This is a genomic window from Staphylococcus microti, assembly GCF_000934465.1.
Taxonomy (GTDB): domain Bacteria; phylum Bacillota; class Bacilli; order Staphylococcales; family Staphylococcaceae; genus Staphylococcus; species Staphylococcus microti.
Genome location: NZ_JXWY01000079.1, coordinates 1 through 8,050 on the forward strand (window position 1 = coordinate 1; position 8,050 = coordinate 8,050).

General features: G+C 30.3%; 9 protein-coding genes and 1 pseudogene. 5 read left to right on the forward strand and 5 right to left on the reverse strand.

The annotated features are described in order from the left end of the window. From TP70_RS08845 to TP70_RS08855, 4 genes and pseudogenes are all read right to left on the reverse strand, one after another. The coding region (locus TP70_RS08845; RefSeq protein WP_044361077.1) for a helix-turn-helix domain-containing protein at positions 1 to 391 on the reverse strand (391 nt) is incomplete at its 3' end. A gap of 40 nt (positions 392 to 431) precedes the next feature. Beyond that, positions 432 to 594, reverse strand: a pseudogene (locus tag TP70_RS12760) (transposase); the annotation flags it as partial. Between the two features lie 158 nt (positions 595 to 752). Continuing rightward, complete coding sequence (locus tag TP70_RS08850; protein WP_044361078.1) at positions 753 to 1,097, reverse strand: MFS transporter; 345 nt, start codon at positions 1,095 to 1,097, stop codon at positions 753 to 755. Next, complete coding sequence (locus TP70_RS08855) at positions 1,094 to 1,357, reverse strand: DUF2087 domain-containing protein (RefSeq protein WP_044361080.1); 264 nt, start codon at positions 1,355 to 1,357, stop codon at positions 1,094 to 1,096. The genes TP70_RS08850 and TP70_RS08855 overlap by 4 nt, the downstream gene beginning before the upstream one ends. 393 nt (positions 1,358 to 1,750) lie before the next feature. Here TP70_RS08855 and TP70_RS08860 point away from each other — a divergent pair, with 393 nt between their 5' ends. Then, positions 1,751 to 2,458: an Ltp family lipoprotein gene (locus TP70_RS08860; RefSeq protein WP_052502905.1), complete on the forward strand. Its 708-nt coding sequence runs from the start codon at positions 1,751 to 1,753 to the stop codon at positions 2,456 to 2,458. Positions 2,459 to 2,506: 48 nt separating this feature from the next. On the opposite strand, the gene TP70_RS08865 is transcribed toward TP70_RS08860, so the two are convergent. Next, complete coding sequence (locus tag TP70_RS08865; RefSeq protein WP_044361081.1) at positions 2,507 to 3,013, reverse strand: YagU family protein; 507 nt, start codon at positions 3,011 to 3,013, stop codon at positions 2,507 to 2,509. Positions 3,014 to 3,678: 665 nt separating this feature from the next. Here TP70_RS08865 and TP70_RS08870 point away from each other — a divergent pair. From TP70_RS08870 to TP70_RS08885, 4 genes are all read left to right on the forward strand, one after another. After that, positions 3,679 to 4,251, forward strand: a complete 573-nt coding sequence (locus tag TP70_RS08870; protein ID WP_044361083.1) for a DUF5067 domain-containing protein — start codon at positions 3,679 to 3,681, stop codon at positions 4,249 to 4,251. A 54-nt stretch (positions 4,252 to 4,305) separates the two neighbouring features. Next, on the forward strand, positions 4,306 to 4,731 hold the full coding sequence (locus TP70_RS08875) for a DUF3644 domain-containing protein (RefSeq protein WP_084207685.1): 426 nt from the start codon (positions 4,306 to 4,308) through the stop codon (positions 4,729 to 4,731). Between the two features lie 181 nt (positions 4,732 to 4,912). Beyond that, positions 4,913 to 5,362, forward strand: coding sequence for a DUF6978 family protein (locus TP70_RS13030; protein WP_084207686.1), 450 nt, complete (start codon positions 4,913 to 4,915; stop codon positions 5,360 to 5,362). 18 nt (positions 5,363 to 5,380) lie between these two features. After that, positions 5,381 to 6,157 (forward strand): DUF1828 domain-containing protein, encoded by a 777-nt coding sequence (locus TP70_RS08885; protein ID WP_044361084.1) that lies wholly within the window; start codon positions 5,381 to 5,383, stop codon positions 6,155 to 6,157. Positions 6,158 to 8,050: the final 1,893 nt, after the last annotated feature.

An 8,050-nucleotide genomic window follows, 5' to 3' on the forward strand; every position in this document is an offset into this window, starting at 1 on the left:
CTTTGATAAATTTATCATCAATCAAAGCAACTGTCCCATTTTGATTATTCGTTGTATAACTCTGAACAGGATTTTTCTTACTTTTGAACCGAGGAAATCCAATAGATTTATCACGAAAAAAATTCTTGTAAGCTTTATCTAAATTAAGTTGTGCATTAGCTAAAGCAAGACTATCAACTTCTTTCAAGAATGGAAATGCTTTTTTATATTTGGCAGGTGTTGGAAAACGCATTTTCTCAGAGGGATTGTTCGCTTTTTCTTGATAAGCTTTTATTCGGTCATGAAGCATGAGATTATAGACTTTCCGAACACAACCAAAAGATTTCGCAAAGAAAACCTCTTGTTGCTCTGTTGGATATAGTCTAAATTTGTACGCTTTTAATCGTTCCATTAGATACACCACCTATCTATTTATGATTATTCGCTTGATTGGGGGAAACTTTGAACATAATGTGTATAGGGTCTTTATCATAATGCCACGCAACTAAAGTAATCAGATATTTCATTATCAATTACTTGTCTACGCTATTTCGTTGCCAAAATAAGAGGATCGTGAAGAAGGGATTCTAAATGACTATTTGTATCTAATGCCATTGTTATATTAACGCTTTTTATGTAGAATGAAAATAACATAAGTAAAACAAAAAGGCAATTCGCCATGTATATCAATTTTCAAGTTACCAAAGATAACCTTTATACTGGACGGCATTCATCACTCACCTAAGATCGAGGATGGGCGACTTCTGCCTAAACTAAGTTAAACTTCCAGATAGCATCGCTTCTGCAACGCCTGTCACTAAACCAGATATGATTAATAATATAAATTGATCCGTAACAAGAAACGCTAAGCCCACAGCTCTAAATATACAACTTAAAATAACAATTTGTTTTTGTCCAATGGTATCTGCTAATATGCCTGAAGGTAATTCAGAAATCGCTGAAGCACCCCAGAAAACAGACAAATAAATCCCTACTTCTGTATAGCTGTATCCCAATTTAATTAAGAAAATATATAAGATAGGTGTAAATAATGCCACACCCGAAATAATAAATGTATTAAACGTCGTGAACAAATAACTTAATCGCTTTTCACTCATATCACGTCACCTTGATTGACCCAATATCGCTTCCCATCGTCATCCCTCATCAGCATTGCATAATCAACTAAATAGCGTCTCAGTATCGCATAATCTGAATAATAACTTTTTAAAATTTGATTCACTTCATGTTCAGAATACGTTTTATTTGGTTGAAACGCTTTAACAATATAATGAAGTAACGCAATTTTATCCTTCTCTTTTCTTGGCAATGTAGTAATTCTATTATCTTTCATAAAGCGTTGTTGAATCGTTGACATCACCGCACCCCCTATCAATTAACACTAAAGAGAATATAGACAACTTTATGTTTAAATTATGACTTAATTGTCTAAAAATTTCAAATTCAATTCTTTTGGTTATTTATAAATTATGAAAAATAGTTATCTTGGGGTTCAACGCCCTGTAAGTGTCAATACGCATATTTATGTTGTTTCAAATCATTTATTGTTCATGCATAAACACAACACCCACATATATCAAACAATATTTGGACAATTTAAAAAATATGTTGTTCCACGCACAATAAATTTATATAATAAAGTGAATCTAATTTCTATGTTATAGGATTTTTCATTTTATTCTCTCTACAGAAAGGTCGATTCAAACAAAACACTTTATAACTATGAAAATAGTTAAAGGAGCATGATCATATGTCCAATGAGCCAACAAATTTTAACAACGAACCATTCTCACAAAATCCACAAGATCAAAATGCACAGAACCAACAATATCAATATTCTCAGAATCAACATGAACAATATGTACAAAACCAGCAACAACAATATGAAAAATGGCAACAAGAAGAACAATCTAAATCAAAAAAAGTATGGTTGTGGGGTTGTGGCGGATGTGCTGGCTGTCTCATCTTACTCATTATTTTAGCTGTGATTTTAACAGCTTTTGCAGGCGCTGTTCTAAAGAAAGTCGAAGAAGACAACAAAATTAAAGACACAACTGTACAAAAATTGCCAAATACACAAAATAAAGACAATAGCCAAACTGGTGATGCTAACGAAACGCCAAATTTTGACTTTAATAAAAAGAAACCTGTCAACACAGACAAAGATAAAGCTTTGGAACAAGCAAAAATTTGTGCAGACGGACTTTATATGTCGAGAAGCGCTATTTATGACCAACTCAGATCACCATATGGCGACCATTTCTCTGACGAAGCTGCACAATATGCGATTGATCAAATTAGCCCAGACTATAAGCAAAATGCACTGAAAAGAGCTGAAATCTATGTGAACGACATGAATATGTCTAAAGATGAACTTTATGATCAGCTCACTTCAAAATTCGGGGATCAATTTACAGAAGAAGAAGCACAATATGCAGTAGATAATATCAATAAATAAGCGCCAGCATAAAAAAACCCGCCTGACTTATGGGCGGGCTTTTTTATGCTATTTAATTTGTTTGAACGCATTTTGATAAACGTAATATCTTCTAACAAGTTCAATTGACATCATCCAAACTGCATGACCGAACAACTCTGATACATGCTCATGGAAAGGTTGCTCTAATGCACTTGGCACGATATTCATCATTGGCATAATGATAATATGGAATGCAATCCATACGACAATACCAAAAACAGAACCATATCCCATCGCAACAAATGAAAAACGTTTTACTAGTACAATGTAAATAAACGCAAATGCAATTGCAAAACTGAAGTGCACAATGAAACTTACCCAAGGCATAGACTGCTCAGAAAATTGATACGTCATATGCGTAAAATCATGACTGAAGCCAAACTTTTGTAGCAACTCTTGTGGTGGATTCGTCGCATTACGTTCTGGTGTTCTAGGTGGAAACATCACTTCCCATCCTAACTTAACGATACCTGATAATAAGCCACCAATAATCGTAGCATATATCACTTGCGCGAATGTAATTTTCTCTTTCATATTAAAATCTCCTCTATTTGCTATTACAGCAATGTTTTCATAAGATTGTAACAGAATTATTTACATGTAACAATATTATTTACAGCCATTTAATGTCAATATTTCAACAAATAAATTGTACATAATTAAATAATAATATTTTATTTATTAGGTACTATTTCTTAAACGGATTAATCAAGTATTCCATGTTGAGTAAAACTTCATAACTACGGATACCATACATTTTATTTATATTGATATTTCCCCCTATTCTTATCATTGACTAACAGTAGCACCTTGTAGCTAATAGTTTTATCTATCTTTTTAACACCAATTCTTAATCATGACAGGTCATGTTTGAAAACATATTCTTTTAAATCAACTTTCACACTTACCCAAATTCTATTCAACTATAAATTAAATTTAAATATTTATCAAATGTTTATTGATATTAAAACTCTCCAGAGCTATATTATATATAGAAACTGGAAATGATACGTTAATGAAAACAAGAAGTAAACAGTATACAGTGTTTATTAAGTACAAAACTATGTTTGTGTATGCAAATTTGAGATTATGTCCTTCGTGGAATAATTCTATACATGCCAGTATTCACCTATCAGTAATCTTTATGATTAAATCGCGTATGCGTTTAATAAATTAAAATGATTGAGGAGCGGTTCAAAATGAAAAAAATACTTGGGATAGCTTTAGCAAGTACTCTAATTTTAGGGGCATGCGGAAATGACAATGACAAAGAAAGCAAAGAAGCTACACAAAAGTCTGTAAAAAAAGTTGATGAGAATAAACCAACTTTTGAAAATGACACTTTAGTATTAGATCAAGCCGTGTTAAAAATTAAAGAAACATTCATTGTACATGACAAAGATGCTAATCAAGATTTACTCACGTTCAAATTTGAAGTTAAAAACAAATCCGATAATAAAGACATTTCAGCGTTAAATGTTTGGATTGCAGCATTCGAAGCGATTCAAGACGATAAAAATACAGAAACCAAACTAGATGTCGGTCTCACGCCAAATACGGGTAAATATGAAGAATGGAATGAGCATGCAGTCGATACTATCAAAAAAGGCGGTACTGCTAAAGGCATCATAACATACGAGATTGGCACTAAAAATGATGTCATTCTAAAAGCTACACAAGGTGTTGGAGGCAAAAAGTTAGGAGAAAAAAGAATAGAACTGTCTGGTTTGAAAAAACAAGAGTTCTCTTTGACTGAGGACAATGTACAGTAATTTTATATAGGGTAGCTCGTCTATCCTATTTTTTAATTAAGGGGGGGCAAGGAAATGCAAAACTTAAGCAATCAACTAGTAGATAAAAGTATCGAAGCTTTTATACTAGGCTTAGAAATATACAATAAGCCAACTATAAAATATAGAATAGAAGGTTTTTCTTTCTTCATATGTAATGCTTGGGAACTCATGTTAAAAGCAGAATTATTAAATCGTGATATAAGTATATACTACAAAGATAACCCTGATAGAACGATTAATTTGAAACAAACTATTAAACTAATTTATCCAGATTATAATACAAGGATAAGATTAAATTTAGAAAAAATAGTTGGTTTAAGAAATATAAGTAAACTAAAGGTCTACAGTCAAAAGAGATTTCTACAAATCATTCGATTACATAAGCCTTTAATTTGGAAAACCTCAGAAAATTGGCTAAAAAGATTAAAGAGACAGTTCCATAACACATATTCTTGTTAGTCACTATTGCCATGCAAAATCAAATATGTCAAAAAATGAATGATTACTACCTTTTATTTTATTTAAGTGTTTCCCTTTTTGAATCTAGATGAAATAATTTAGTTCAGAATATTCTAGATAAATTAATATGACACTAGTGAAATAACTTGTAGGAATGATTATAAAACAAAGGTGGTTTAAGATGGAAAAGAACCTTTATGACGATTTATTAAAAAAGATAAAAATTTTCGAAAAGAACATAGTAAAGTTGCCAATTTTTGGAGAACAATCTAAACATAATCTAACCCACGTTACAGACAGCTCAGAAAAATTCAAATTAATAATTAATAGGAAAGGACACAGAAACTCTGATAATTTAACAATATTGCTTAACAGTGTTACTTACAAATCACCTATGATACGTTTTGATGTTAATGGTTCTGATCACTATAATTCAACTAATGATACGCTTGTCCCTACACCACATCTACATATTTTTACAGAAGAATTTGATAACGGAAGAATTGCAGTTCCTCTGTCAGATTTACAAAGTGAACAACTAATAGAAGCTCTTATTGATTCATTAGAATTTTTTATGGATTATTCCAATATAAACTGTGAAAATGTTACAATAGAAACAAATCTATTATAAGAAAGGAAGTGGTAATGGATGGTGACTATCGAACAAAAGATGAATGATTATTTTAAATGGTTAAAGCAAAGCTATAAGTACAAAAAAATAGATAGTTCTACGGAAATTACCACGCCTTTTAAAAATCATTTGAATGATTACATTAGAATATACGCTGACTTATTACCTAGTGGCGATATTATATTGTCAGATGATGGATTAACTATAAATGAATTAGAGATGTCTGGCATAGATGTTAATACTAAAACTAGAATAAAATTGATACAAAGTGTTTTAAATCAATTTAATTTAAGTTTAAAGGACGACGAAATAATTGCAGATGTTAAAAATGAAAGTTTTGCCCAGTCTAAACATAATTTAATCCAAGGTATATTAAAAATTTATGATCTTACAATGACGTCTAAGAATAATGTATCAAACCTTTTTTATGAAGATGTATTTAAATTTTTGTATGAGGAAGAAATAATAGGGTCTGAAAAAGTATCTGTTTCGGGTGAATCAGGTATAAAGTATTCTATTGATTATATTTTACCTGAAACAAAATCTAAAGCAGAAAAACTGATTAATTTTGCAAATAACTTAGACTTTAACAAAGTAACTACGGATATTTATATATACAGAGATGTTAAACCTAATAGACCTTCTAGAAACAATTTGGATTCAAAGATGTTTATTATTGCTAACGATATAGATCATCCAATTAATGATAAGGCACGTCAAGCGGCGGAACATGCAAACCTTTCAGTATTAAAATGGTCAGATAAAGAACAAATTAAATCAGCTTTAACAGCTTAATTTTTAGGTTAGCTCACCTCCCCTATTTTTGTGCTTAAATTGAATAAAATCCGTTTTTTAAATTTCTTTATATGTTTTGATATAAAGTCTAAATACACTGGAGTTTATAGCTATAAAGGCAATAAAGGAGCAGTTTTACGAAATCAAAGTTGAATTTTTTAAACATTATCATAACTATACTTTCATTCGTCTTGTGTTATTCATCTTTTTCTACTATCCTATCTCACAACAAATTATTCAGCTTTTGGTATTTTCCTGGCGCTATATTTTTTACGTTTTCTATTATTCTAACAATTATTGGGATAATTTATGGTACCAAGTGGTTAAACATTATATTGCAAGTAATCAACGCTAACTGTTTATTTTATCTTAGTTTTCTACTATTATTTGTGTGAAATTCACGTTTTAGCTATAATTTTGAATATACTGGGTAGCCCGCCTACCCTATATATTTTATAAACGAACAGAACATACGTTCTCTTTATTAAAGTGATACACATGACTTGTTTCACAGTATCAAAAAGGAATATATATAAATCAGCTAGGCGGCAGTATAAAGTGCACTCCATGTCAAGGACACTTAAAAAAGACCATTAACTAAATAATTAACTTATCAATAGAAGTTTAGATTTCATAATAAATCCATATAAATTTCCTTTATCAACGACTTTTTGTTTTGCTTTCTACCTAAACAATTTATAATTTCATGATACATAGTCTAACGTAATTTTATTGTTGATTAATTCCATCACGAGTGTTTTAAATTTTAGAGTTCCAACTATTTTAATCACTTTATTTTTCAATTCTTCTTTAATGCTTTGTTGACATACGAGACTAACAACAGTATTTTATATTACTTCAATTATTTTCTTGTTTTTGAGAAAATATTCTAAAAATGATTGCACAAATGTTTACTAACTCATATAATGATTTTGAAAATTACAAATAAGGATTTACTAAAATGGCTAATTCCAGCCGAAACTTATGACTTTACGTAAAGTTAAAAAACTACCCTTCGTTGAATTAACTGAACAACTTAATAGTAAATACAATGTTAAATTTTCAATAGAATCGACAGATAGGAAAAAGATTAGCCCCTTTTTAGTTACTCACACTTATGATTTATCTCATTTTTTAATGTCAGTCGTGATGAATTAAACGGTTGTATTGAAATGTGAGAACCTCATCAAAAAATTTAACTACTTATTTATATGGAGATTACACACAAGAAAATCTTGACAGAAATTTACAGTATGCTGAATTTGTTAAACAAAAACCTAGAAAACAATAGGGCAATACATATAGTTATGTATGGAAAAATCACTAATTGATAATAGTCATTAACTATTAGTGATGAATTTAGTCTGAGAAGTTATTTTAAGGAATTTATGCTAATAGAGCTATTTTAATAGACAAAATATGACTAGTTGTCACAACCACAAAATTTTAGCAGAAGGAATTGCTCATTATAATATCAGTCATGGTAATATATTAGATCAATCAAATATGCTGAATTGAAAGCTAGACGCCTTGCTAATGAAAAGTTATTTCACTACAAGGCTTAATTGACGCTTTTGAATATGGTCTTCAAAACCTTTATGAAACGGCTATTTACTTTGAACTTTCAAAAAGTTTTGTTAAAGAAACTTTACTACAAAATGAAATTCAGTCTACAAGTTATACATCTAATCGGATTTGAGCCGCTAGATTTATAACTGATTAAACCGCTTCATGCATTTAATATATTTAGATAAAAAGGAGTGTTTTCATTGAGATTTTCATTAAACTGGACCCTATAGATTAGACACTAAAAAAAGAGTGTCGGTCTATAGGGTTATTTTAATGTATAATTTGAGTAACTACTCTAATGACTGAGAGGTGCAAATTGATGAG

Bases quoted from the DNA above. Each gene is read 5' to 3' on its own strand.
- TP70_RS08875 (WP_084207685.1), top strand. From the start codon at position 4,306: ATGCAAAACTTAAGCAATCAACTAGTAGATAAAAGTATCGAAGCTTTT.
- TP70_RS13030 (WP_084207686.1), top strand. From the start codon at position 4,913: ATGGAAAAGAACCTTTATGACGATTTATTAAAAAAGATAAAAATTTTC.
- TP70_RS08870 (WP_044361083.1), top strand. From the start codon at position 3,679: ATGAAAAAAATACTTGGGATAGCTTTAGCAAGTACTCTAATTTTAGGG.
- TP70_RS08855 (WP_044361080.1), bottom strand. From the start codon at position 1,357: ATGTCAACGATTCAACAACGCTTTATGAAAGATAATAGAATTACTACA.
- TP70_RS08860 (WP_052502905.1), top strand. From the start codon at position 1,751: ATGTCCAATGAGCCAACAAATTTTAACAACGAACCATTCTCACAAAAT.
- TP70_RS08885 (WP_044361084.1), top strand. From the start codon at position 5,381: ATGGTGACTATCGAACAAAAGATGAATGATTATTTTAAATGGTTAAAG.
- TP70_RS08865 (WP_044361081.1), bottom strand. From the start codon at position 3,013: ATGAAAGAGAAAATTACATTCGCGCAAGTGATATATGCTACGATTATT.
- TP70_RS08850 (WP_044361078.1), bottom strand. From the start codon at position 1,097: ATGAGTGAAAAGCGATTAAGTTATTTGTTCACGACGTTTAATACATTT.